Genomic DNA, 22,028 nt, shown 5'->3' on the forward strand with positions numbered 1-22,028 from the left:
CCTACCCGTGCCCGGGCGATCGATTATTTCTCTTGCATTCCCCAGGGTGAACCGTAGCCGCGTGGAGCATCCGCAGCGAGCAGGTCGAGGAACGGGCGGGCGTCGAATGCCTCGGGGCCGAGCACTCCGGCCCCGCTCCAGACCCCGGTGGCGAGGAGTTCGAGGGCGATGACCGGGTTGATCGCGGTCTGCCAGACCACGGCCTGCGACCCGTACTCCGCCATAGACTCCTCGTTGTCGACCACGTGATAAAGGTAGGTGGACCTCGGTTGGCCGTCTGTACCTGTGCCGCGGACCCACACCCCCGCGCAGGTTTTGCCGTGCATCCGGTCGCCGAGGGTAGCCGGGTCCGGCAGACCAGCCGCGACCACATCGCGGGGGGCCACCTGCACACCCTTCACCGTCAGGGGCTCGGTCTTGTCGAGCCCGAGGGTGTGCAGGACCTTGAGCACATTGATGAACTCGTCGCCGAGGCCGTACTTGAACGTGACCCGTCTGGCTCTCGTCCACCGCGGCATGAGGAGCACTTCCTCGTGCTCGACGTTGACGCATTCGACCGGGCCGATGCCCTCAGGAAAGTCGAAGACCTCCGGTTCGCTGAACGGCGGGGTCGTGTACCAGCCGCGGTCCTTCTCGAAGATCACCGGAGGATTGAGGCACTCCTCGATGGTGGTCCAGATCGAGAACGACGGAGCGAAGTCGTAACCGTCGACGGTGAGGTTGGCGCCGTCCCGTACGCCGAGCTCGTCGATCTCGGAGAACAGCTCGTCTTCCGCATAGCGGGCGAACACGTCAGAGAGCCCGGGCTCGACCCCGATCCCGACGAGCGCGAGCCGACCGGCATCCGCCCACCTCTCTGCCTGCGCGAACTGCTCGTCGCCGAGCTTCACGCCGGGAAGCTCGTGAGGTTTCTCGGGATGCGGACGGGACAGGCTCATCGCCATGTCGAGGTACGCGGCACCGCCGTCGAAACAGCCGGTGAAGATCGGCATCACGAAACGCGGGTCGACCGCGTTGAGCACGTGGGTGATGTCGTGGGCCCGGATCAGGTCGGCGACGGCGTCGGCGTTCGACGCGTCGACCTGGGCGGCGAGAAGACGGTCGTCTCCGACATCGGCGACGAGCGCCTCGGGTCTGGCCGGGTCGTAGTCGGCGATCACGAGCGTGTCGAAGAAGGAGCGGCGGACCGCGATCCGCACGGCCGCGGACCCGACGCCCCCTGTTCCGATGATCAGAATGCGCATGTCGGTTCTCTTTCGGTGTCTAGGTCAATCCGCCGTCGATGGAACGCCCGTAGACCTCAGGGGTGTCCGGCACGAGCACGGCGGTGTCACGGTTGAGGCTCTCTCCCCGGAAGAACGGCTTCGAGCCGGGATACGCCCACCAGAGAAGCATGAGCACCACGCCGAACGCGAGGGCCCCGACACCGATGACGAAGGTTCCTCCGATGCCGAGCAGCACCGAGTAGCCGTAGTCCACGTCGTACATGTCGATGCAGGACTGGATGAAGGCGTATGCGAGCATCAACCCGCCAAGAAGCGGGAACAGGCCTTTGAAGAAGAAGTCCCTCGCCGAGTTGAACAGCTCCTTGCGGAAGTACCAGACACAGGCGAAGCCGGTGATGCCGTAGTAGAAGGCGATCGCGAGGCCGAGCGAGAGGATCGAGTCGGCGAGGATGTTTTCGGAGATGAAGGTCATCCCGACGTAGTAGACGATGGCGACGATCCCCATCACCAGGGTGGAGAACGACGGGGTCCGGTACTTCGGGTGCACGACGGAGAATCGATGCGGCAGTGCCTTGTACGCGGCCATGGACAGTGTGCCACGGGCGGTGGGGAGGATGGTCGTCTGGGTGGACGACACGGCGGAGACGAGCACGGCCACAACGAGGATCCAGGCCCACGGCCCGAGCACGAGGTCCTTGAGGGCGAGGAAGACGTCGTTGGCGTTGTCTTCGTTGCCGAGCCCGGCGCCGTCCGTGCCGAGACCGGCATACGACATCGCCGCGACCGCGACGGTGACGTAGGTGACGAGCAGGATGACGGTGGTGACGAGTGCTGCCCGCCCCGGGATCCGCTTCGGGTCTTTCGTCTCCTCGTTGAGGGACAGGCAGGTGTCCCAGCCCCAGTAGATGAAGAGCGCAAGGAGCACGGCTTCGATGAAGCCGGAGTAGTCGGTGAAGGCGAACGGGTTGAACCACTCGAGCGAGATCGGGGTGGCGTTGGGTGCCGTGCCGTTGGCGACGTGGATGAACGCGACGACGGCAAAGAGCGCCAGGGCGAGATATTGCACGGCCAGCAGGATGTTCTGGATGCGTTCGCCGAGTTCGACTCCGCGGTAGCTCACCCACGTCATCAGGGCGATGAACACGACCCCCGTCGACGTGACGAGGGGCACATTCGAGGCCAGAGACCCATCCCCGACGAGCAACCAAAGGTACTGTCCGCCGATCTGGGCGAGGTTCGCAAGGACGACCATGCCGGCGACGGCGACGCCCCAGCCGGCCATCCAGCCCACGAACGGACCGAAGGCTTTCGTCCCCCAGGTGAACGCCGTTCCGCAGTCCGGCACCGCGCGGTTGAGTTCACGGTAGGCGAAGGCGATGAAGAGCATCGGGATGAACGCGACGATGAAGGCGATGGGCGCCTGGGCGCCGACGGCGAGCACCACGAACCCGAGGGTGGCGACGAGCGAGTAGACGGGAGCAGTCGACGCGAGGCCGATCACCACCGATCCCCACAGGCCGAGGGTGCCCGTTGCCAGGCCTTTTCCTTCGCCGCCGGAAGCGGCCGGACGCGTGGCATCCGTCGACGGGGTAGTCATGCCCGAAAGCTACTGCCAGCCCGATTCGGCTGTCAATGCCCGCTTTGAGGGATGCTCACGAGATTTATTGCCCGGCCATAGACCCAATCGGTTGTTCCGAGGAAGATGGGAGCCAGTGCGCGACGAGAGGAGCTCGGATGCTTCGGGGGCTGACGACAACGGTTCTGTTCGCTGACGACGTGGAGAAGGCCGGTGAGTGGTACACCGAGGTCCTCGGCATCGGCCCGTACTTCGCCCGCCCTGAGACCGGCCCGCCCGGGTACCTCGAGTTCCGGATCGGCGACTACCAGCACGAGCTGGGTCTGCTCGATCGACGGTACTCGCCGCATTCGTCGACCGAGGTTGGTGGCCTGATCGCCTATTGGCACGTTGACGACGTCGAGGCTGCCATGACGCGGCTGCTGTCGCTCGGTGCGACGCTGCACGAGGACGTCACGACGAGAGGGCCCGGCTTCGTCACCGGGTCGGTCATCGACCCGTTCGGCAACATCCTCGGGGTCATGTACAACGCGCATTACCTCGAGATCCTCGAGTTACGAAGCGGATCGACGCTGGGCGGATGATGGCGGTCGAACAGCCGACACTGCGCTTCGATGGGCCTGACGACTTTCGTGCCTGGATCGAGGAGAATCAGGAGACCTCCAACGGAATCTGGCTGGTGATGGCCAAAAAAGGGTCGGGGCAGACCACCATCACCTACGCGGAAGCACTCGACGTCGCCCTCGCCTTCGGGTGGATCGACGGACAGGCCAAACGCGTCGACGACGCCACCTACGTGCAGAGGTTCACGCCCCGGCGAGCGCGGAGCCCCTGGTCGCTTCGCAATGTGGGCACGGCTGAGGCGATGATCGCCGACGGGCGGATGCAACCGCGTGGGTTGGCGGAGGTCGAGCGGGCTCGCGCAGACGGTCGCTGGGAACGGGCGTATGCGGGCCCGAAAACCGCGGAGCCGCACCCGGACTTTCTGGCAGCGCTGGCTGAGAACGCCGATGCCGCCGCATTCTTCGAGACCCTCAACAGCCAGAACCGATTTGCCGTGTACTACCGGATCCAGGATGCCAAGAGACCGGAAACACGAGCCAGGCGGATCGCCGCGTTCGTCGAGCAGCTCGCTCGCGGTGAGAAGTTCTACGGGTGACGGGAGTTTTCGGTCACGAGACACCAGAACGTGCTCAACCGGTGTCCGGCTCCGGCGATCACGGGGCGCTTTTCGGGATCTCGCTTCAGGAGGTCGTCGATCAGCTCCGGGAAGCCGGATGCGTGTTCGCCGAGGACGAGGCCGGACTGCTCGCCGAGGCGGCAGCGGACCGGGTCGAACTGAACGCGCTCATCGTCCGTCGTATCGGCGGGGAACCGCTCGAGTACATCCTCGGCTGGGCTGAGTTCTGCGGTCTTCGCGTGCGCGTGGGGCCAGGGGTCTTCGTCCCGCGGCGACGCACCGCCTTTCTCGTGGCGCTCGGGGCGTCGCTCGTGGCCGGACGCGGGCATCCGGTTGTCGTCGACGTGTGCTGCGGAAGCGGCGCGATCGCGGCCGCGCTTGCCACACGCGTACCGGAGGCCGAGCTGTACGCGACCGATATCGACGCTGCTGCTGTCGCGTGTGCGCGCGAGAACCTCGCTGGCGCCGGCGCGGTGATGCTCGGCGACCTCTTTTCAGCGCTGCCGGCCGGGTTGCGTGGACGGGTCGATCTTCTCGTCGCGAACGCTCCCTACGTACCGACGGCTGCGATCGAGACGATGCCGAGGGAAGCCAGGCTGCACGAAGCTCGCGCGACACTCGACGGAGGACAGGACGGACTCGACCTCCACCGCCGGATTGCCGCCGAGGCATCCGACTGGCTGCGAGCGAGCGGTTCGCTCCTTCTCGAGACGAGCGATGTGCAGGCGGCTCGCACCGCCGACCTCGTTTCGCGCGCGGGTTTCACTGCTGTGATCGAACGCTCGGAGCGATTCGACGCCACGGTCGTGACCGGGACGCTTTCCTGACCGTCGAGCATTCGAGAGTGCAGTTGCGCACCCAAAATCCTGGGGAACGGCCGTTTTGAGGTCGAAACTGCTCCCTCGCGGTTCGGAACGACTTAGCGCCGCCAGTGCGAGGGACGAGAGACGGATGGCGGCAGGACTGTCGAGGCATCACCGTGCGCGGCATTGACCTGGAACTGGGTGAGGAACAGTGTCGATCCGAGATCCGCTCCCCCGAGCTCGGTGTCGCGGAAGTCAGCCCCGATGACGTCGGCGAGCGACAGGTCGCAGGATCGGAGATCGGCGCCGATGAGCCAGGCGCCGCGCAGGGTGGCTCCTCGCAGGTCCTGACCCGCGAGGAGCGCCCCCATGAGGTCGGCTCCCGGCTGGATGCCCGCTGCGGCTGTCGAGAGGGTCACCCCTGCCCGCACCAGTTCACTCGCCCGGTGGAGGATTGGCGCGATCGCGCCTCGGTACTCGTCGAGATCGAGCGAGAGGATGTCGTCGGCGGAGGCCCTGGTCAGCGCCTCCGTCTTCTCGTACGCCCGTTCCAGGTCGTCGCGGATCGGAGCCGTCTGCGGCATCCCGGCGGCTCCGTCGAGGTACCAGAGCAGTTCCTGAAGCTGACGGACGAGCGGGAACATGCCGAACATCTCCCGGCGCACGTCGGGGTCGTCGCGCCAGCTCGTGCCTCCGAACGTGTGCTGGGTCACCTTTTGCCCGGCCCCGAAACAGTCGAAGACCGTGCAGCCCTTGAAACCGCGCTGCCTCAGTTCGGGATGGATCACACAGAGGTAGTCCTCGGCGAGGTTGACGCACGGGTCGCCGGCATCCTTCGTGAACGCAAAGTCTGCCGAGCGGGCGAAGGCGAGGGCAACGCAACAGAGTCCGACGCAGCGGGAACAGTCGGCGCGGAGGCCGCCGCGGCGATCGACCGGGGTCAGCGGGATCAGATCCATGGCTAGCCTCCTTCGGTCACCTTCAGTCTGCCATCCGGGCGCGACACCCTCGCAAAATACCGAACAGGGTTGCATGCGCCGGCTGTGGCCGGGCAGAGAACCCTGTTTCGGTGTTTCGGCTGGGACGCCGGTCGCGGCTCAGATGCGCGGCTTGGTTCCTCTGTGCAGGGCGACGATGCCGCCGGTGAGGTTCTTGTACTTGACCTCGGTCCAGCCGGCGCCTCGCATCCAGGACGCGAGGTCGGCCTGCACCGGCCACGCCTTGATCGAGTCGTTGAGATAGTCGTACGCATCGGGATTCGAGCTCGAGAACTTCACCAGCACAGGTGTGACCCGCTTGAGGTAGAAGTCGTACAGCCCCTTCATCACAGGGTGCGGCGGGGTCGAGAACTCGCAGATCACGATACGGCCACCCGGTTTGGTCACCCGGAACATCTCGGCGATCGCCTTCTTCGGCTCGACGACGTTCCGCAGCCCGAACGAGATCGTCGTTGCATCGAACTCGTCGTCGGCGAACGGGAGATTCGTGGCATCCGCCTCGACGAACTGCAGGTTGCGCACGCGACCGAATTTCTTGCGACCGACTTCGATCATGCCGGGCGAGAAGTCCGCGGCGATGACCGTGGCGCCCGACTTGGCGAGAGAGGCACTCGACGTGCCTGTGCCGGCTGCAAGGTCGAGGATGCGGTCGCCGGGGTGCGGATCGACGGCCCGCGTCGTCGCCACCCGCCAGAGCTGGTCGTTGCCGACGCTCATCACGGTGTTGGTGCGGTCGTAGTGCGTGGACACCTGATCGAACATGGCCGATACCTGCGCGGGCTGCTTGGAAAGATCTGCCTTGTTCATCTCCCCAGTGTACGACCGCGACCCGAAGGCGGCCGGTGGGTTGCGGTGCCAGGCAGCATCCGTCAGTCGCCGTGCGGCTGGAGCTCCCGGACCGAGGCGTACGCTGAGAGGGTGACTCAACCCGGCACACTCTCGTCCACCGTGCAGCACCTCATCGTCGAAACCCACCAGGTCGACGACATCCGCTCACTGATCGCCCTCGTCGACCCCCTCGCGCCGCTGCTGTGGCTGCGCAAGGGCTGCGGACTCGCCGGGATCGGCGAGGCACTCCGACTCGAGTTCTCCGGGCCGAACCGCATGCAGGATGCCGCAGCCGCCTGGCGCGAGGTCGCTGCAGCCGCGACCGTGCACGATGCCCTGCGGATGCCCGGCACCGGTCTCGTCGCTTTCGGCACGTTCACGTTCGCCGACCAGTCCGACCAGTCCAGTGTGCTGATCGTTCCTCAGGCGGTGATCGGGCGACGCGACGGTGTGACCTGGCTGACAAGCATCCGTCTCGACGACGGCCGGACGGATGCCCCGCGGCAGCCGACCGCGACGGCGCTCGGCCCCGAGTACCGCGTCACGCTCACTCCGGGGGTGGAAACGGCGGCGGGATTCCAGGCGCACGTCGCCGAGGCCGTCGGGCGGATCCTCGAAGGCGACCTCAGCAAGGTGGTGCTCTCGCGCGACCTCGCCGGTCACATCCCGGCGGATGCCGACCTGCGTCGCGTCGTGTCTGACCTCGCGCTCGGCTACCCGGACTGCTGGACCTTCGCCGTCGATGGCCTCATCGGGTCCAGCCCTGAAACTCTCGTCGGGGTACAGGACGGTTCCGTCACCGCGCGGGTTCTGGCCGGAACGGCGTCGCGCGGGGCGGATGCCGAATCCGACCAGCAGGCAGCGGTAAACCTCGTCACCAGTTCGAAAGACCAGGACGAGCACCAGTTCGCGGTGCAGAGCGTGCTGTCTTCGCTGCGTCCTCACACCTCGCACGTGCTGACGAGCGAGATGCCGTTCACCCTCAAGCTGCCGAACCTGTGGCACCTCGCGACCGACATCGAGGGCACGCTCACCGACGACGCGACATCCCTCGACCTGATCGACGCGCTGCATCCGACTGCGGCGGTCGCCGGGTCGCCGACGCCGGCTGCGGTTGCCCTCATCGCCGAGCTGGAACCGTTCGATCGCGGGCGCTACGCGGGACCCGTCGGCTGGGTCGGCGCCGACGGCGACGGCGAATGGGCGATCGCGTTGCGGTGCGCTCAGGTCGAACCGGGCGGGGACGTCACGGCCTATGCGGGTGGCGGGATCGTCGGCGAATCGGTTCCGGAGAAGGAACTGACCGAAACCCGCATGAAGTTTCGACCGATTATCGACGCGTTCGGCTGAGTAGGGGTCCTCGGGTCACCGCACCTGGGAACGGATGCCACCACGACCGCAACGCTTCATCCGTCACTTACGCGCACCTCCCACCCCCAAACCCGCCCCTAACGACGGACGAACGGATGCCCCCCGATCGCAGCGCTTCACGTCACGTACGCGCACCTCCCACCCCCAAACCCGCCCCTAACGACGGACGAACGGATGCCTCCCGACCCCGACCGGACCGCTTCATCCGTCACTTACGCGCACCTCCCGCCCCCCAAACCCGCCACTAACGACGGACGAACGGACGCCACCCCGACCGCAACGCTTCATCCGTCACTTACGCGCACCTCCCGCCCCCAAACCCGCCACTAACGACGGACGAACGGACGCCACCACGACCGCAACGCTTCATCCGTCACTTACGCGCACCTCCCGCCCCCAAACCCGCCACTAACGACGGACGAACGAACGCCACCGGCCGCGCAACCTCAGGATGCCGCGAGCCGCGCCCTCTGCTCCTCGACGTCGAAATCCGCCGCAGGCCACTGCGGATCGATCGCCGTCAGCGCCTCGAGCAACAGATTCTGCACAGCGATCCGTGCGTACCACTTCTTGTTCGCAGGCACAACGAACCACGGCGCCGCAGCGGTCGACGTCCGGGGACTGTGCATTAAACGGTGTTTCCGGCCTGAATCGCTGAAGTGAAATTCGGCGGGAAGGTGCCGTGATGACGACACTGGATGTTGTGAGTTCGAAGAAGAAAATGGAGCCGTCGGCTGAGGCCGACGCGGCCCGGGAACTAGTCCGACTGGCCCAAGAACAGGGCCTGTCATTGACGGGTCCTAACGGCTTGTTGAAGCAGTTCACGAAATCTGTGCTGGAAGCGGCACTGAACGAGGAAATGACCGGACACCTCGGCCACGAGAAGCATCACGCCGATCCCGGCCGAGAGTCAGCGAACGTGAGAAACGGTTCACGACCCAAAACTGTCCTGACGGAGGCGACCGGGCATGTCCAGATCGAGGTCCCCCGAGACCGTGACGGCTCGTTCGAGCCGGTCATCGTAAAGAAGCGCCAGCGGCGCCTGAACGGGGTCGATGAGATCGTGCTGTCGCTGTATGCGAACGGGCTCACCACCGGTGAGATCAGTGCGCACTTCGCCCAGATCTATGGTGCCTCGGTCTCGAAGGAAACGATCTCGAGGATCACCGACAAAGTCATCGAGGAGATGAACGAATGGTCCGCGAGACCCCTCGACGAGGTGTATGCGGCGATCTTCATTGACGCGATCGTCGTGAAGATCCGTGACGGGCAAGTCGCCAACCGGCCCGTCTATGCGGCAATCGGCGTGACCCTGGCTGGGGAGAAAGACGTCCTCGGGCTGTGGGTGGGAACCGGTGGTGAGGGGGCGAAGTTCTGGATGAGCGTCCTGACCGACATCAAGAACCGTGGCGTCAAGGACACGTTCTTCCTCGTCTGTGACGGGCTCAAGGGACTGCCCGATGTTGTGGCAAACGTGTGGCCACTCACGACGGTGCAAACGTGCATCATCCACCTGATCCGCAACACCTTCAAACTTGCGTCGAAGAAGGACTGGGACGCTCTGAAACGCGACGTGAAGCCGATCTATACCGCCCCGAACCCGAACGCCGCGAGAGCAGCCTTGGAGGACATGGACGAGAAATGGGGGAAGAAGTACGCGGCGATCATCCGGCTCTGGAAATCAGCGTGGGAAGAGTTCATCCCGTTCCTGGACTACGACCTCGAGATCCGCACCGTGATCTGCTCCACAAACGCGATCGAATCCCTCAACGCAAGATACCGGCGCGCGGTTCGCGCCCGGGGTCACTTCCCAACCGAGCAGGCAGCACTGAAGTGCCTGTATCTTGTCACTCGTAGCCTCGACCCCACCGGTCGTGGCCGCACCCGATGGACAATGCGCTGGAAGCCTGCACTGAACGCGTTCGCCATCACCTTCGCAGACCGCTGGCCGGCCGCGGAGACCTACTAAATGAAAACCGCCGGAAACACCGTTAATGAGATAGTCCCGACGTCCGGTCGAACACGGTCTGGTAGGCGGCCTGATAGTCGCCCCACCGCCGGCGTTCGTCGATGTCGCCCGGGTTGAACTTCCAGTGTTTGTCTGCGCGGTCCAGCCGCTCGCCGAGCCGCGCTTTCTGTTCGTCGGCACTGATGTGCAACATCACTTTCACGATACGGATGCCCCGATCGCTGAGACCCTGCTCGAACTCGGCGATCGCCCCGAAGCGACGTTCGATCTCGGGGTCATCAGCCAGTCCGCGCACCCGCGCGATGAGCACATCCTCGTAGTGCGACCGGTCGAACACCCCGATGTATCCCGGCTCGGGAGTGCGCCGGGCGATCCGCCACAGGAAGTCGTGCGAGAGTTCCTCTTCGGTCGGCGCCTTGAACGCTGCGAGCGCAACACCTTGCGGGTCGACCGCGCCGACGACGTGACGCACGATCCCGCCCTTGCCCGCCGTGTCCATAGCCTGCAGAACAAGCAGAACGGCATCCGTCGCCCCGCCCTTCGACGCCGCGAAGAGGCGCTCCTGCGTCTCGCTCAGGTGGTCCGCTGCCTTCGCCAGTTCGTGTTTGCCCTCCGATTTGCCTCCGCCGAAACCCGGCGTGGCGTCAGCATCGACGTCGGCGAGCGAGAAGCCGGGCCCGACCCGGAGAAGAGTCGAAGGGTCCGTTTCCCAGCTGGTGGCGCGCGTCGATGAGCTCATCTGCTCATTGTGGCCGTCGGCGTCGCCGTGCTCAAGAGCGTGCGGTCAACGCTCCAGCGGAACCTCGATGAGAACCCCGGATGTCACGGGTGTGGTGAGCGCCTGGTCGAGCTCTCCCCGTGTGGTCGCCGTGAGATAGGTCCAGCCGTATGCGGCGGCGAGCGCGGCGAGATCCACCCGCTGCGGTGTGTACAGCACCCGGTCGAAGTCGGCGTGCTCGGTGGATTCAGCCACCTCGAGCCCGTCGAAGATGGTTCCGCCTCCGTCGTTTCCGACGATGACCTGGATCCGCGGCATCCGCTCGCCTTCACCGCCGAGCAGGGCCCCCGCATCGTGGAGGAGCGTGAGGTCGCCGAGGAGAACCCGGGTGATCCCGGCGCCCTCGACCTGGCTGGCGAGCGCGATGCCGAGAGCAGTCGAGACGGTTCCGTCGATCCCGGCGAGCCCGCGATTCGAGTGCACGTGGATCTTCTTGCCTGGCACCGCTGCGTCGACGTCGCGGATGAGACGGGATGCCCCGAGCACGAGCCGGTCATGCGGCCAGGTGGCGCCCCAGACGGCGAGCGCGAGCATCCGCCGGTCGATCGGGGCTCGGATGGCGTCGAACTCACCCTTCACGTAGCCGAGTCTCGTCGCGGGGTCGGAGGAATGCGCCGCTTCGAGGTCAGGGGCGACATCGACGGACTTGTCCTCGGAGATCTGCCTGGATGCCTGCACCCACGAACCGATCCAGGCCCGGTCGATGCTGCCGTCTGCGACGGTGACGGCGCCGACGATGTGCGCAGCCCGTCGCCCGGGGTTGTAGACCTCGTCTCCGGTGGGTGCGACGACGATCACCTCGACGCCCTCACGGGCCAGAAGCGCGGGAACCTGCCTGCTGAGGGTGGGGTGTCCGTAGACAACTGCGCGCTCCACCCTGCCGCCGAACTCGGGATCCGAGAGCAGTTCACGGTAGGCGACGACGAGGTTGCGGCCGAACCGAGCACCACTCGAGACCTCGGACAGGAGGGGCCAGCCTCCGGCATGCGCAACGGCCTCGGCCACCGGCCCCGATCCGTGCCCGGCGATGACGACGGTGCGCTTCGCCCGGTCGAGCAGAATGCCTGGACGGGTGATCTTCTTCGCGGTGACGGCCGCTGGAGTTCCGGCGGGTTCGACCCGTTCCAGGTCGGCGAGCGGTGTGGAGAGCGGTTCGCGCAGCGCGAGGTTGAGATGCACGGGGCCGGGGCCGGCCGGCCCGACTCCCACAGCAGCGTCGACGGCAAGCCCGGCGAGGGTGCGCGCCGCTGCCCGTTCATCGCCGGAACCTGTCGGTGCTGACACATCACGGGTGAAGCGCACAGCCACCCCGAAGATGCCGGCCTGGTGCGTGGTCTGATTCGAACGGATGCCGCGGAGTTCGTCAGGGCGGTCGGCGGTGAGCAGCAGAAGGGGCACCCCGGAGTGGTGCGCTTCGAGCACGGCGGGGTGCAGATTCGCGACGGCGGTGCCACTCGTCACGATCACCGCGGCGGGGACACCGCTCTCGACGGCGAGCCCGAGCGCGAGGAACCCCGCAACCCGCTCGTCGATTCGCACGTGCAGACGGAGCGAACCGGCACGCTCGAGTGCAGCGGCGGCCAGGGAGAGGGCCTGCGACCTCGAGCCGGGGCAGACGACGACGTCACGAACGCCGAGGCGCACCAGCTCTTCGAGGAGGGCGACGGAGTACGTCGTGGCCGGACCGGCCTCAGGCATCCGTTCGGCCAGAGTCGTCTGGCGTGTGTCCGCCTGTTCCGTCTGGACTGTTGTCTGGAGTGGGGGTGGCCTTGCCCGTCACATCAGGGTCGGCCGAGTCGGAGTCGAGAGCGGCCAGCTCCTCTTCGAGACGGCGGATGCGCTCGTCCTGTTCCTTGTCGCGGCCGAGCGTTCCGATGAACGCCGGGTCGTCGTCCGGAGCGAGACGCGGCCGGGCTTCACGACCGGCGCGAGCGCGACCGATGGTGAACCACAACACGACACCGAGAACGGGGAGCAGCAGAATAATGACGATCCACGCCGGCTTCTTCAACCCGCGGACCCGGTTGGCCGGGATCAGGGCGCAATCGATCACCGAATAGATCGTCGCAACTACGAGACCGACTATCAGAATGATCCACCAACGCATGCCCCCATCGTAGCCGGGAGTTCTGGGAACTTGCCCCCTGTCGACGGCGACCAGCGAGGGTGCTCCCGGGCGGGCGGCTTACACTGGAATGGTGAAAAGCATCCCACCCGTCGTGTACTACACGGTGCTCCGCCTGCTCGCGTTCGCGCTCCCGCTGACGCTTCTTCTGCTGCTGGGGATCGAGCCGTGGATCGCGACGGTGCTCGCCGCCCTGATCGGGCTGAGCATCTCGTACATCGCGCTCCGCACGCCCCGCGAGGCGGTGTCTCGCGACCTCTACGAGCTTCGCCACGGTTCGAAGACGCCGGCGGGCGACGAAGACGCCGAAGACTCGGTGACGGATGCTGCGGCATCCGACCCCGGTTCCCGCACCGACCGCTGACCCGCGGTTACTTCCAGAACGCCCAGAGCAGGGCCGCACCGAAGAGCAACTGAACCAGCCCGGTGATCTTGAGGGCGACCACGAACTCCCTGGCGGTGCGCGCCGTCGCAACGATCACCGCTGCGGGGATCGCAGCCAGCAGCCCGAACAGAGCGAACCAGGCGATCGGGTAGAACACCGCAAGCCAGACGGCGATGCCGAACGGGACGAGCAGGCAGACGATGTAGAGCGCCCGGCTGGCGGTCTGTCCGAGCAGAACGGTGAGCGTCCGCTTGCCCGCCTCCTTGTCCTGCGCGATGTCGCGGATGTTGTTGACGATGAGCGTCGCAACCGCGATCAGACCGACTCCGATTGCGCCGAGCCACGCCTCCTGGTTGAGGGTGAACGATTGCACATAAGCGGTTCCGAGCGTGGCGACGAGACCGAAGAACACGAAGACGAAGAGCTCGCCGAGGGCGTTGTAGCCGTAGGGGCGACGGCCGCCGGTGTAGAACCAGGCGGCGAGGATCGCGATGGCGCCGACGGCGATGAGCCACCACAGCCCGGTGATAACGGTGAGTACGAGCCCGGCGACCGCGGCGATGCCGAAGAAGACGCACGCAACGAGAAGGACCGTTCTCGGCCGCGCCTTGCCGCTGCCGACGAGGCGGAAGGGCCCGACGCGGTGGCGGTCCGTTCCGCGGATGCCGTCTGAGTAGTCGTTCGCGTAGTTGACGGCGATCTGCAGGCTGACAGCCACGACGAGGCAGAGCAGTGCGCGCACCCAGTGGAACTCACCCGGGTCGTTGGCGACGGCTGCTGCTCCCGTTCCCGCGAGCACCGGTGAGACCGACATCGACAGCGTGAAGACGCGTGCCCCTGCGACCCAGTCCCTGAACGTGGCCGGCCGGATCTTCTCGAACGGCTTCGCAGCGGGGTTGCCGCTCTTGCCGCGTCCCTTCGGCCGGGGGCCGTTCGGGGCGTGCGGGGGTGTGAGTCTTTGCTGTCGAGCTGCCACCGGGCAACCTCCTCTGTTCCGCGAGCAGTTTACCGGGCTGGCCGCGTCGTCCGTTCGCTCACGGCAAACGGCATCCGACTTGAGATTGTGACGCCGGTGATTAATATATTTTTCAGGTTGAGTCACATCGACTCAACCCCACTCAATTTCAGAGAGACAACGAACCAGGAGGACACTTCAGATGGCACTGAACTTCGACCCGTTCCGCGACCTCGACCGCGTCACGGAGGCCATGCTCGGCTCGCGCCAGGGGCCACGACTCATGCCGATGGACCTGTACCGCGACGGCGATCACTACGTACTCGCTGCCGACCTTCCCGGTATCGACCCGGGCTCCGTCGACATCGATGTGGACGGCCAGCTGCTCACGATCCGCGCCGAACGCACCCTCGGAGCCGCCGAAGGAGCCAAGTGGATCGCCCGCGAGCGGATGTCGGGGTCGTTCCTTCGCCAGCTCAACCTCGGCCAGGGCATCGACATCGAACGCATCGCCGCCAACTACACCAACGGCGTGCTGAGCGTCACCATCCCCGTCACCGAGCGCGCGAAGCCCCGCAAGATCGAGGTCGCGGCCGGCAACGAGCAAGGCAACCTCACGGTGCAGGAATCACCCGCATCCGTCGACGCCTGATCACGTCGTGACCGACGACCGGCCGGGGCACCAGCCTCGGCCGGTCGTTCTGTCTGCACGCGAGCGTTAACGCCCGGGGGGGCTGACGGCATCCGGATCCCGACCGCGCAGGGTGACGGCGACGATCGCCACGATCGCCAGCCGATCGGGTTTGCCCGATGGCAGCGTCGGCAGTTCGTCGAGCCTCACCACGTGAGCAGGGCGTGCGGGCTTACCGAGCGCGTCGGCGACGGCATCCGCGATCTCACGCAGGGTCGGATGCCAGCCTGCCGCGGTGACGACAACAGGCACCTGGCCCCACTTCTCGTCAGAAACGCCGACGACGACCGATTCGGTCAGGTCCGGGAGGCCGCGCACGACCCGTTCCACCCGGTCAAGTGAGACGTTCACGCCTCCAGAGATGATGACGTTGTCTGCGCGACCGGTGACCAGCAGGTGGCCGTCCTCGAATGCGCCGAGGTCGCCCGTGCGGTACCAGCGCTGTCCCTCTGCGACCGTGAACACACGGTCGGTGAGTTCCGCATCACCGAGGTACCCCTCGGCGAGCATGGGTCCGGCGAGTTCAATCTGACCGTCGACGACCCTGACGTGGACCCCGGGGAGCGGCGCACCGTTGTACACGCAACCGCCGGATGTCTCGCTCGATCCGTAGGTCCGGAAGATCGGCAGCCCGAGCTGTTCGGTGCGCTGCAGGAGTTGTGGCGGCGTGGCCTGGCCGCCGACGAGGATCCCATCGAAGCGGCGAAGAGCCATCACCCCCGACCGGCTGTCGAGAAGGCGGGCCAGCTGGAGTGGGACCAGCGAGGTGTAGTGCCGCTCTCCGCTCATCGAACGAGATGCGTCGACGAACGATGACGGGTCGAACGGGCCGGGGTCGAGCACCACAGGAATCGTGCCGGCGGCGATCGAGCGCACGAGCACCTGCACCCCGGCGATGTAGTGAGCGGGAAGTGCGAGAAGCCACTGCCCCTGCCCGTCGAGCACGGTCGCGCTGGCGGCCGCGCTGGCCAGGAGTGCGTCGCAGCTGAGGGCGACCCGTTTCGGCACGCCTGTCGACCCGGAGGTCTCGACCACGATGCCGATCGGCTGAGGAACCTGCTCGACCGGAGTCGCCCCCGCTTCGTCGAACGGTGTCGGGGTGATCGCGGGCCCTGAACGGTCGAGAGCGCGCCGCAGTTCGACCATGAGGTCGAGTGGCCTCGTCGCCGGCACCCGAACGAGCATCCGCGTCATGGTTTCAGTGTACGACCGTCGACCCGACGGCCAACCGGCGAACGAGCGTGGTCGTCTGGCCTCGATACGCGGCGTCGCCTCGCTCCGCGGCACCCGACCACCGGGTGCCGGCTCAGAACTGCCAGGGGTACGGCGACCAGTCCGGTTCCCGCTTCTCGAGGAACGAGTCTCGCCCCTCGACGGCCTCGTCTGTGCCGTAGGCCAGACGGGTGGCCTCCCCCGCGAACACCTGCTGCCCGACCAGCCCATCGTCGACGGCGTTGAACGCGAACTTGAGCATGCGGATCGCCGTCGGCGACTTGGTGAGGATGGTGCGAGCCCAGTCCAGGGCGGTCGACTCCAGCTGGGCGTGCTCGACGACGGCGTTGACGGCACCCATCTCGTAGGCACGCTGGGCGGAATACTCCTCGGCAAGGAAGAAGATCTCGCGCGCGAACTTCTGCCCGATCTGGCGAGCGAAGTACGCGCTGCCGTAGCCGGCGTCGAAGGAGCCGACGTCGGCATCCGTCTGTTTGAACCTGCCGTGCTCACGGCTGGCGATCGTCAGGTCGCAGACGACGTGCAGCGAGTGCCCGCCGCCCGCCGCCCAGCCGGGAACGACGGCGATGACGACCTTCGGCATGAACCGGATGAGTCGCTGCACCTCGAGGATGTGCAGGCGACCGCTGCGTGCGGTGTCGACGCCGGATGCCTCGTCGCTCTCGGAGTACTTATAACCGTCACGACCGCGGATGCGCTGATCGCCGCCCGAGCAGAACGCCCACCCGCCGTCCTTCGGGCTCGGGCCGTTACCGGTCAGGAGCACGACGCCGATGCGTGGGTTCGTCCTGGCGTCGTCGAGAGCGCGGTACAACTCGTCGACGGTGTGCGGACGGAAGGCGTTCCGCACCTCGGGGCGGTTGAACGCCACCCGGGCGATCCGCCCGGAAACATCGTGGTGGTAGGTGATATCGGTCAGGGCACCGAACCCGGCGACCTCGGCCCACTCGTTCTCGTCGAAGATCTCAGACACCGTCATGATTTCAGCCTATGCTGCATTGCGCGTTGGGCGGTGCGTGCACTCCTTCCCGCCGCGCACGGCAGAATGAAAGCATGCCTGACACACCGTCGTTCGGCCGGCCGCTGCCGGAGCTCCCTGATCTGCTCGCGTCTGCACGCGTCGTGGCACTTCCGCTCGCCGCCCGGTTCCGCGGTATCGAGGTTCGGGAGGCCCTGCTCCTCGAGGGCGAGAACGGGTGGGCCGAGTTCTCCCCGTTTACCGAGTACGACGACGCGGAGAGCGCCACCTGGCTGCGGGCAGCCATCGAGTTCGCCCAGGGCGACCTGCCCTCCCCCGTGCGCCGCAGCATCCCGGTCAATGCGACGGTGCCCGCCGTGCACGTCGACCGCGTCGCCGCGATTCTCGAACGCTTCGACGGATGCCGCACGGCCAAGGTCAAGGTCGCCGAACGCGGGCAGACCCTCGTCGAGGACGTAGCCCGGGTGCGGGCGGTTCGGGACCTGATGGGTCCTGAAGGCCGCATCCGCGTCGACGCCAACGGTGGCTGGAACGTCGACGAAGCCGAGCACGCCATCCACGCCCTGGCCGAATTCGATCTCGAGTACGTCGAGCAGCCGTGCGACACGGTGCCTGAGCTCGTCGAGATCCGGCGGAGGACCAAGTACATGGGCGTGCCGATCGCCGCAGACGAGAGCGTGCGCAAGGCCGCTGACCCGCTCGTCGTCGCTCGGGCCGGAGCCGCAGACATCCTCGTGCTGAAGGCGCAGCCGCTCGGCGGCATCCGTCGTTCGCTCGAGATCATCGCCGAGGCGCGGCTTCCCGTCGTCGTGTCGAGCGCACTCGACACCTCTGTCGGGCTGTCGATGGGTGCCTGGCTGGCCGCCGCGGTTCCTCAACTCGAGTACGACTGCGGCCTGGGCACTGCGTCGCTGCTCTCTGCAGACGTGACGGATGACCCGCTGCGCGCCGTGAACGGAGCGATCGACGTGCGTCGGGTCATCCCGTCGCCGCGCCTGCTCGACGGTTACGCGGCGTCAGCGGAACGCCGCGACTGGTGGCGTGACCGGCTGCGACGCTGCTTCGCGCTGCTGTCGGCTGACCCGTCTGCCTGACCCGGTTGGCCGACTACAGTCCCGAGTAGGCGTGCAGGCCCTTGAAGAACAGGTTCACGACCGAGAAGTTGAACATCACGGCCGTGAAGCCGATGATCGACAGCCAGGCCGACCGTGAACCGCGCCAGCCGCGGGTAGCCCGCGCGTGGATGTATCCGGCGTAGATCACCCAGATGATGAACGTCCACACCTCTTTGGTGTCCCAGCCCCAGTACCGGCCCCAGGCACGCTCGGCCCAGATGGCTCCGGCGATGAGGGTGAACGTCCAGAGGATGAACGCCACGATGTTGGTGCGGTATGCGAGGTTCTCGAGTCGCTCGGCTGACGGCAGGGTGGCGAGGAACTTGAGCTTCAGGCGCTGCAGGTCCATCCCGATGAGCTGGCGGCGGTGCTGCACGAGTTGCAGGACAGAGAGCGCGAAACCCAGAGCGAAGAACGCGGTCGCGAGCGACGCGACGAAGACGTGGATGATGAGCCACGCCGACTGCAGCGCCGGCGGCAGCGGAACGACCTCGACGTAGAAGTTCACCGCGGCGATGCCGAGGAGCACGAGCACCAGCCCGGTGATGAATGTGCCGAGGAACCGGAGGTCGACGCGCACGAGGACGGCGAGGTACACGGCGATGATGAGGAGGGTCCCTGTCATCGCGAACTCGTACATGTTCGCCCACGGAACGCGTTCGGCGGCGACACCTCGGGTGACCGTCGCGGTCAACTGGAGCAGGAATCCGAGGACGGTGAGGGCGACGGCAACGCGAAGCACGGCGGAACGCTTCGGCTCCACCTGGGGTGCGTCGATATCGGCTCGCGCGAGAGTGGCGATGCCTCCACCCGACGTCGCTGTAGCCGAGACGGATGCCGCGTCTGCGGATGCTGCTTCGTTTCCGACGGCTGAGACCTCGGCCGAGCGCTTGGCGAGGTCGAGCGCGAACGCAATGAAGGCCAGTGCGTACATCGCCATGGCTGACCAGAGGGACAGCACTGAAAGTTCGTTCAAGTCCACGGTCTAAGAGTACCTCTCGGTTTCGCGGCGGCGGTCGGAGCGAGCCGTGGCGCGACGCCGAAGCACGATGGCCAGGATCACCCGCCAGCCCAGGAGCATAAGTGCCAGGGAGAGTGCCGCCACGACGACGAACGGCACGGCGGTGCCCTGCCCGGAGAACGTGCGAAGCAGCATCCCGCCGACGACGGCGACGACCCAGAGCCCGAGGCCGGGCCAGACCGTGCCGAAGGGCTGGCGCCACGCGAGGGTGACGAGCCAGCCGAGCGTGAGCGCTGCGGCGAACGGCCACCAGGTTTCGAGCAGGCCGACGATCGTGAAGCCTTTGTGGTGACTGGCCCGACCGATGATCGCGAAGACCAGGGTGGCGAGCAGGTCGATGCCGAGAACGCGCACGACCCAGGTCGGGCTCGCGCTCATCGCGGCAGGCCGAGTGCGGTTCCGTGCCGGTAGGCGATCGCGTCGACCGCTTCGGCGAGACCCGGGTCCTCGCCACGGGCGAGACCGGCGTATTCGACGCGGACCGTTCCTTCTGCGGTGTCCGTCGCCTTGATCCAGACCCGACGCCTCGGCACGAACAACGAGGTGAGCAGTCCGCCGAGGATGAGGATCGCGAAGGTCAGCACCCAGCCCTGGGTGGGGTCGTGGTGCACGTCGAACGAGGCGAACCGGGGTACGGAGTCGGCATAGTCGGCGGTCGCCACGTCGTCGTCGGCCGTCGTGGCGGCATCCGGATCGGCGTTTTCGAAGGTGATCGTGCCCTGACCACCGGGCAGGTCCTGACTCTGGCCTGGCAGCAGTTCGATCGAGTCGACGCCGGTATCACCACCGGTGAGCTGGGTCATGTCATCGATCGTGAGCGAGTACACCGATTTCGGGGCGCCGTCGTTGATGCCGAGGTCGCCGGAGTACACGTTGAGCGTGAGAACAGGGAAGACGAGGTCGGGATACGTCGACGTGTACGCTCCGGTCTCCAGTTCATATGCCGTCGGGTACAGGAACCCGATCATGCCGATCTGTTGTTCGAGGCCGTCCGGGATCTTGATGACGCCGAGGGAGGTGAGGTTGGCATCCTGCGGGAGGAACGGGACGGAGTCGGTGAAGACGACGTTGCCGTCTGGGTCGCGCACGGTGATCGTTGGTGCATACCCGTTGCCGAGCAGGAAGACATCGGTGCCCTCGAAGCGGAGCGGATCGTTGACCTTGATCGACCGTTCTTCGGTTTCTCCGCCCGGCAGGCGGGTGGTGACGTTGGCCGTGAAGTCGACGGGCTGTCCGTATGCCTCGAGGTTCTGCTGCTCATACTCCACGTCGAAGGAGTCCAGTGACAGCGCGTACGGGGCGAGGGTGTCCGGGTTGAAGAAGCGGCCGGGGTTGAACGAGTTGTAGTCGAGAAGAGTGTTGACGAAGGTCTGGCCCTCGACCACGACACGCTGGCCGGCGTAGCCCAGACCGCCGCCGACGGCGACGGTGACGAGCATCCCGACGAGCGCCGAGTGGAAGACCAGGTTGCCGGTTTCACGCAGGTAGCCGCGCTCGGCCGAGACCGAGACATCGCCGTTCCTGCCCTGGTACAGCTCGGTGCGATAGCCGGACTTCTTGAGCAGGGCATGCGCCGACTCGATCGCCGTTCCTGCGTCCCCGCCCTCGAGCGTGATGTCGCGGTGAACACCGAGACGCTCCAGCCGTGCCGGGGTGCGGGGTGGGCGGGCGCGCATGGCCTGGAAGTGGTGTTTGGTGCGCGGGATCACGCAGCCGATCAGCGAGACGAAGAGCAGCAGGTAGATGCTCGAGAACCACACCGAGCCGTAGACGTCGAACATCTGGATGTTGTCGAGAACCGGCGCGAGGCTCGGGTTGTCGGAGAAGTACTGGATGACGCCGTTCGGGTCGGAGCTCCGTTGAGGAACGAGCGAACCAGGGACGGCAGCGATCGCCAGCAACAGCAGCAGAAGCAGCGCCGTGCGCATGCTCGTGAGCTGACGCCAGACGAACCGCAGGGTGCCGACGAAGCCGAGCTTCGGCTGCGTGATGTCGCCCCGGGGGGACTCCTCGCGCTGCGGTGCTCCTGCATCGACGTAATCAGATGGTCGTGACATAGCCCTCGATCAGTACTCCGACTCGTGACATGAGAACTCCCCACAGACCAGACACCATCAGGATTCCGATGATGAGAAGCAGGATGCCGCCTCCGACGTTGATAGCGCGGATATGCCGCTTCAGGAATGCGACAGAACCGGTGACCCAGTCGAGTCCGGCTGCGACGAGGAGGAAGGGGATGCCGAGCCCGAGGCAGTAGAAGAGTCCCAGAACCGCGCCACGGCCGGTCGATCCGGAACTGAGGCTCAGTGCCTGGATGGCGATGAGGGTCGGGCCGAGGCAGGGCGCCCAGCCGATCGCGAAGACGATGCCGAGGATCGGCGCTCCAGCAAGTCCGGTTGCAGGCCTGAAGCTCGATTTCACCGTGCGCTGAAGGAAGGAGAACTGGCCGACGAACACGAGGCCCATGATGATGACGACGACCCCGAGCACGCGAGTGATGACATCCTGCCACTGCACGACGAACGCGCCGATGGTACCGGCGAATGCCCCGATCAACACGAAGACGAGGCTGAACCCCAGAACGAACAGCAGCGCGCCGAGCATCACGCGCGAACGGGCAGGCGCGGTCTTCGAGCGCGGCCCGTTCGACATTCCGCTCACATAGCCGAGGTACCCGGGCACGAGGGGTAGAACGCACGGAGAAGCGAACGAGACGAGTCCGGCGAGCAGCGCAATGGGGATGGCCGCAGCAAGCTGGCCGTTGAGGACGATCTCACCCGGGTTCATGGCGGGCC

The 22,028-nt window shown here is 66.4% G+C and carries 21 protein-coding genes and 2 pseudogenes; 8 read left to right on the forward strand and 15 right to left on the reverse strand.

Annotated features, from left to right (window positions below):
• Nucleotides 1-23 precede the first annotated feature (23 nt).
• Nucleotides 24-1,244, reverse strand: a complete 1,221-nt coding sequence (locus IWX78_RS01165; protein ID WP_196831563.1) for a saccharopine dehydrogenase family protein — start codon at nucleotides 1,242-1,244, stop codon at nucleotides 24-26.
• Nucleotides 1,245-1,263: 19 nt separating this feature from the next.
• A complete protein-coding gene (locus IWX78_RS01170; RefSeq protein WP_196831564.1) occupies nucleotides 1,264-2,823 on the reverse strand; it encodes an APC family permease in 1,560 nt (519 codons plus the stop codon).
• Nucleotides 2,824-2,960: 137 nt separating this feature from the next.
• Between IWX78_RS01170 and IWX78_RS01175 the strand changes: the two genes are divergently transcribed.
• From IWX78_RS01175 to IWX78_RS01185, 3 genes are read left to right on the forward strand one after another with little or no spacing between them, the layout of a single operon-like run.
• On the forward strand, nucleotides 2,961-3,386 hold the full coding sequence (locus tag IWX78_RS01175; RefSeq protein ID WP_196831565.1) for a VOC family protein: 426 nt from the start codon (nucleotides 2,961-2,963) through the stop codon (nucleotides 3,384-3,386).
• Nucleotides 3,383-3,961 carry a YdeI/OmpD-associated family protein gene (locus IWX78_RS01180; RefSeq protein ID WP_334684482.1) on the forward strand — a complete coding sequence of 193 codons (579 nt, stop codon included), beginning with the start codon at nucleotides 3,383-3,385 and terminating at the stop codon, nucleotides 3,959-3,961. The genes IWX78_RS01175 and IWX78_RS01180 overlap by 4 nt, the downstream gene beginning before the upstream one ends.
• Complete coding sequence (locus tag IWX78_RS01185) at nucleotides 3,958-4,809, forward strand: putative protein N(5)-glutamine methyltransferase (RefSeq protein WP_334684483.1); 852 nt, start codon at nucleotides 3,958-3,960, stop codon at nucleotides 4,807-4,809. The genes IWX78_RS01180 and IWX78_RS01185 overlap by 4 nt, the downstream gene beginning before the upstream one ends.
• A 92-nt stretch (nucleotides 4,810-4,901) precedes the next feature.
• Here IWX78_RS01185 and IWX78_RS01190 read toward each other — a convergent pair whose 3' ends face one another.
• Together IWX78_RS01190 and IWX78_RS01195 are read right to left on the reverse strand one after the other, a co-directional pair.
• The gene (locus tag IWX78_RS01190) at nucleotides 4,902-5,744 is read right to left on the reverse strand and encodes a pentapeptide repeat-containing protein (RefSeq protein WP_196831566.1); all 843 of its coding nucleotides are present in this window, start codon (nucleotides 5,742-5,744) and stop codon (nucleotides 4,902-4,904) included.
• A gap of 138 nt (nucleotides 5,745-5,882) precedes the next feature.
• Nucleotides 5,883-6,590, reverse strand: coding sequence for a demethylmenaquinone methyltransferase (locus tag IWX78_RS01195; protein ID WP_196831567.1), 708 nt, complete (start codon nucleotides 6,588-6,590; stop codon nucleotides 5,883-5,885).
• 111 nt (nucleotides 6,591-6,701) lie between these two features.
• Here IWX78_RS01195 and IWX78_RS01200 point away from each other — a divergent pair, with 111 nt between their 5' ends.
• Nucleotides 6,702-7,961, forward strand: coding sequence for an isochorismate synthase (locus IWX78_RS01200; protein WP_334684484.1), 1,260 nt, complete (start codon nucleotides 6,702-6,704; stop codon nucleotides 7,959-7,961).
• 467 nt (nucleotides 7,962-8,428) lie between these two features.
• Here the strand turns inward: IWX78_RS01200 and IWX78_RS16315 are convergent.
• Nucleotides 8,429-8,599, reverse strand: a pseudogene (locus IWX78_RS16315) (polyphosphate kinase 2 family protein); the annotation flags it as partial.
• A gap of 68 nt (nucleotides 8,600-8,667) precedes the next feature.
• Between IWX78_RS16315 and IWX78_RS01210 the strand changes: the two are divergent.
• Nucleotides 8,668-9,951 (forward strand): IS256 family transposase, encoded by a 1,284-nt coding sequence (locus IWX78_RS01210; protein WP_196831569.1) that lies wholly within the window; start codon nucleotides 8,668-8,670, stop codon nucleotides 9,949-9,951.
• A 37-nt stretch (nucleotides 9,952-9,988) separates the two neighbouring features.
• Here IWX78_RS01210 and IWX78_RS01215 read toward each other — a convergent pair.
• The 3 genes and pseudogenes from IWX78_RS01215 to IWX78_RS01225 all read right to left on the reverse strand — a co-directional run.
• Nucleotides 9,989-10,690 (reverse strand): annotated as a pseudogene (locus IWX78_RS01215) (PPK2 family polyphosphate kinase); the annotation flags it as partial.
• A 45-nt stretch (nucleotides 10,691-10,735) separates the two neighbouring features.
• Nucleotides 10,736-12,427 carry a 2-succinyl-5-enolpyruvyl-6-hydroxy-3-cyclohexene-1-carboxylic-acid synthase gene (gene menD / locus IWX78_RS01220; RefSeq protein WP_196831571.1) on the reverse strand — a complete coding sequence of 564 codons (1,692 nt, stop codon included), beginning with the start codon at nucleotides 12,425-12,427 and terminating at the stop codon, nucleotides 10,736-10,738.
• Nucleotides 12,420-12,836, reverse strand: coding sequence for a PLDc N-terminal domain-containing protein (locus IWX78_RS01225; RefSeq protein ID WP_196831572.1), 417 nt, complete (start codon nucleotides 12,834-12,836; stop codon nucleotides 12,420-12,422). The genes menD and IWX78_RS01225 overlap by 8 nt, the downstream gene beginning before the upstream one ends.
• Nucleotides 12,837-12,924: 88 nt before the next feature.
• Between IWX78_RS01225 and IWX78_RS01230 the strand changes: the two genes are divergently transcribed.
• Nucleotides 12,925-13,218 (forward strand): DUF4229 domain-containing protein, encoded by a 294-nt coding sequence (locus IWX78_RS01230; protein WP_196831573.1) that lies wholly within the window; start codon nucleotides 12,925-12,927, stop codon nucleotides 13,216-13,218.
• A gap of 7 nt (nucleotides 13,219-13,225) precedes the next feature.
• Here the strand turns inward: IWX78_RS01230 and IWX78_RS01235 are convergent, their stop codons facing one another.
• Nucleotides 13,226-14,215, reverse strand: coding sequence for a 1,4-dihydroxy-2-naphthoate polyprenyltransferase (locus IWX78_RS01235; protein ID WP_196831574.1), 990 nt, complete (start codon nucleotides 14,213-14,215; stop codon nucleotides 13,226-13,228).
• 181 nt (nucleotides 14,216-14,396) lie between these two features.
• Here IWX78_RS01235 and IWX78_RS01240 point away from each other — a divergent pair, with 181 nt between their 5' ends.
• Nucleotides 14,397-14,846 carry an Hsp20/alpha crystallin family protein gene (locus IWX78_RS01240; protein WP_196831575.1) on the forward strand — a complete coding sequence of 150 codons (450 nt, stop codon included), beginning with the start codon at nucleotides 14,397-14,399 and terminating at the stop codon, nucleotides 14,844-14,846.
• A gap of 66 nt (nucleotides 14,847-14,912) precedes the next feature.
• Here the strand turns inward: IWX78_RS01240 and IWX78_RS01245 are convergent, their stop codons facing one another.
• Both IWX78_RS01245 and IWX78_RS01250 read right to left on the reverse strand, forming a co-directional pair.
• Nucleotides 14,913-16,079: an AMP-binding protein gene (locus IWX78_RS01245; protein ID WP_196831576.1), complete on the reverse strand. Its 1,167-nt coding sequence runs from the start codon at nucleotides 16,077-16,079 to the stop codon at nucleotides 14,913-14,915.
• A gap of 112 nt (nucleotides 16,080-16,191) precedes the next feature.
• Nucleotides 16,192-17,097, reverse strand: coding sequence for a 1,4-dihydroxy-2-naphthoyl-CoA synthase (locus IWX78_RS01250; RefSeq protein ID WP_196831577.1), 906 nt, complete (start codon nucleotides 17,095-17,097; stop codon nucleotides 16,192-16,194).
• Between the two features lie 74 nt (nucleotides 17,098-17,171).
• On the opposite strand from IWX78_RS01250, the gene IWX78_RS01255 reads away from it, so the two are divergent.
• On the forward strand, nucleotides 17,172-18,191 hold the full coding sequence (locus IWX78_RS01255) for an o-succinylbenzoate synthase (protein WP_196831578.1): 1,020 nt from the start codon (nucleotides 17,172-17,174) through the stop codon (nucleotides 18,189-18,191).
• Nucleotides 18,192-18,204: 13 nt separating this feature from the next.
• Here IWX78_RS01255 and ccsB read toward each other — a convergent pair whose 3' ends face one another.
• The 4 genes from ccsB to IWX78_RS01275 are packed head-to-tail and all read right to left on the reverse strand — an operon-like array spanning nucleotide 18,205 to nucleotide 22,020.
• Nucleotides 18,205-19,152 carry a c-type cytochrome biogenesis protein CcsB gene (gene ccsB / locus IWX78_RS01260; RefSeq protein ID WP_196832077.1) on the reverse strand — a complete coding sequence of 316 codons (948 nt, stop codon included), beginning with the start codon at nucleotides 19,150-19,152 and terminating at the stop codon, nucleotides 18,205-18,207.
• A 45-nt stretch (nucleotides 19,153-19,197) separates the two neighbouring features.
• A complete protein-coding gene (locus tag IWX78_RS01265; protein ID WP_196831579.1) occupies nucleotides 19,198-19,611 on the reverse strand; it encodes a DUF3054 domain-containing protein in 414 nt (137 codons plus the stop codon).
• Nucleotides 19,608-21,290 (reverse strand): cytochrome c biogenesis protein ResB, encoded by a 1,683-nt coding sequence (resB, locus tag IWX78_RS01270; protein ID WP_196831580.1) that lies wholly within the window; start codon nucleotides 21,288-21,290, stop codon nucleotides 19,608-19,610. The genes IWX78_RS01265 and resB overlap by 4 nt, the downstream gene beginning before the upstream one ends.
• Complete coding sequence (locus IWX78_RS01275) at nucleotides 21,274-22,020, reverse strand: cytochrome c biogenesis CcdA family protein (RefSeq protein WP_196831581.1); 747 nt, start codon at nucleotides 22,018-22,020, stop codon at nucleotides 21,274-21,276. The genes resB and IWX78_RS01275 overlap by 17 nt, the downstream gene beginning before the upstream one ends.
• Nucleotides 22,021-22,028: the final 8 nt, after the last annotated feature.

Source organism: Mycetocola sp. CAN_C7 (assembly GCF_015752285.1).
GTDB lineage: Bacteria > Actinomycetota > Actinomycetes > Actinomycetales > Microbacteriaceae > Mycetocola_A.

Bases quoted from the DNA above. Each gene is read 5' to 3' on its own strand.
- IWX78_RS01245 (WP_196831576.1), bottom strand. From the start codon at position 16,079: ATGACGCGGATGCTCGTTCGGGTGCCGGCGACGAGGCCACTCGACCTC.
- IWX78_RS01255 (WP_196831578.1), top strand. From the start codon at position 17,172: ATGCCTGACACACCGTCGTTCGGCCGGCCGCTGCCGGAGCTCCCTGAT.
- IWX78_RS01250 (WP_196831577.1), bottom strand. From the start codon at position 17,097: ATGACGGTGTCTGAGATCTTCGACGAGAACGAGTGGGCCGAGGTCGCC.
- ccsB (WP_196832077.1), bottom strand. From the start codon at position 19,152: ATGGCGATGTACGCACTGGCCTTCATTGCGTTCGCGCTCGACCTCGCC.
- IWX78_RS01210 (WP_196831569.1), top strand. From the start codon at position 8,668: ATGACGACACTGGATGTTGTGAGTTCGAAGAAGAAAATGGAGCCGTCG.
- IWX78_RS01265 (WP_196831579.1), bottom strand. From the start codon at position 19,611: ATGAGCGCGAGCCCGACCTGGGTCGTGCGCGTTCTCGGCATCGACCTG.
- IWX78_RS01180 (WP_334684482.1), top strand. From the start codon at position 3,383: ATGATGGCGGTCGAACAGCCGACACTGCGCTTCGATGGGCCTGACGAC.
- IWX78_RS01175 (WP_196831565.1), top strand. From the start codon at position 2,961: ATGCTTCGGGGGCTGACGACAACGGTTCTGTTCGCTGACGACGTGGAG.
- IWX78_RS01275 (WP_196831581.1), bottom strand. From the start codon at position 22,020: ATGAACCCGGGTGAGATCGTCCTCAACGGCCAGCTTGCTGCGGCCATC.
- resB (WP_196831580.1), bottom strand. From the start codon at position 21,290: ATGTCACGACCATCTGATTACGTCGATGCAGGAGCACCGCAGCGCGAG.
- IWX78_RS01225 (WP_196831572.1), bottom strand. From the start codon at position 12,836: ATGCGTTGGTGGATCATTCTGATAGTCGGTCTCGTAGTTGCGACGATC.
- IWX78_RS01195 (WP_196831567.1), bottom strand. From the start codon at position 6,590: ATGAACAAGGCAGATCTTTCCAAGCAGCCCGCGCAGGTATCGGCCATG.
- menD (WP_196831571.1), bottom strand. From the start codon at position 12,427: ATGCCTGAGGCCGGTCCGGCCACGACGTACTCCGTCGCCCTCCTCGAA.
- IWX78_RS01240 (WP_196831575.1), top strand. From the start codon at position 14,397: ATGGCACTGAACTTCGACCCGTTCCGCGACCTCGACCGCGTCACGGAG.
- IWX78_RS01190 (WP_196831566.1), bottom strand. From the start codon at position 5,744: ATGGATCTGATCCCGCTGACCCCGGTCGATCGCCGCGGCGGCCTCCGC.
- IWX78_RS01230 (WP_196831573.1), top strand. From the start codon at position 12,925: ATGGTGAAAAGCATCCCACCCGTCGTGTACTACACGGTGCTCCGCCTG.
- IWX78_RS01165 (WP_196831563.1), bottom strand. From the start codon at position 1,244: ATGCGCATTCTGATCATCGGAACAGGGGGCGTCGGGTCCGCGGCCGTG.
- IWX78_RS01170 (WP_196831564.1), bottom strand. From the start codon at position 2,823: ATGACTACCCCGTCGACGGATGCCACGCGTCCGGCCGCTTCCGGCGGC.